The sequence below is a fragment of the Bartonella sp. OT172YNZD genome, from assembly GCF_042193725.1.
Taxonomy (GTDB): Bacteria; Pseudomonadota; Alphaproteobacteria; order Rhizobiales; family Rhizobiaceae; genus Bartonella; species Bartonella grahamii_A.
Map to the genome: position 1 here is coordinate 1 of NZ_JBHILZ010000079.1, position 802 is coordinate 802.

An 802-nucleotide genomic window follows, 5' to 3' on the forward strand; every position below is an offset into this window, starting at 1 on the left:
TTTTTGGAACTGAAAATACCCATGAAGAGGACATTCTTGCTGCCGCTAAAGCGGCTAATGCACTTGAATTTATTCAAGCTTTACCAGACGGCTTGGATACGCAAGTAGGAGAACGTGGTACCATGCTTTCTGGGGGGCAAAAACAACGCATTGGTATTGCACGGGCAATTCTAAGAAATGCACCCCTGTTACTGCTTGATGAAGCAACATCCGCTTTAGATGCAAACAGTGAAAAGTTAGTGCAAGATGCCTTAGAAGGATTGATGCAAAATCGTACAACCTTGGTCATTGCACATCGTTTGGCAACAATTTTAAAAGCTGATCGTATTCTCGTAATAGTAGATAAAGGCTCTCTTGTGGAAGAAGGAACCCATGCAGAACTTGTGGCAAAAAATGGCGTCTATGCCTACTTGGTAAAACTCCAATTTTCACCCGAATAAGTGATCATTATAAAGAGAAGTATCTTCAAGGGCATAAACAGTACTCTTTTCAGATAGGTTTATCAATTTGAATCTCTCATGAAAACAAGAGGGGAAAGCATTGAGATGTTTTTCTTTTTAAAGTTTTAACGGACTGTTTTTTCTGCGTGAGATGGAGCATTTTTATAAAAATACTTTATCGGTATACAGAATATAAAATGATACCCCGTTAATCTCTATGGACTATGAAGATGTGCAAGGGGTTCTCTTCATAACAGCACCGTCACGTTGATTTATAAGGATAATTCATTATTTTCCATGAGAGATCATGAATACCATAGGATTGTCTCATGTCAAACCATCATAGTGAATCAAACAAAACC

General features: G+C 38.3%; 1 protein-coding gene. It reads left to right on the top strand.

Annotation, left to right across the window (positions count from 1 at the left end; translation table 11 throughout):
• Positions 1-440, top strand: a 440-nt coding sequence (locus ACFIJS_RS09110) for an ATP-binding cassette domain-containing protein (protein WP_375651301.1), incomplete at its 5' end; no start/stop codon positions are given.
• Positions 441-802 lie beyond the last annotated feature (362 nt).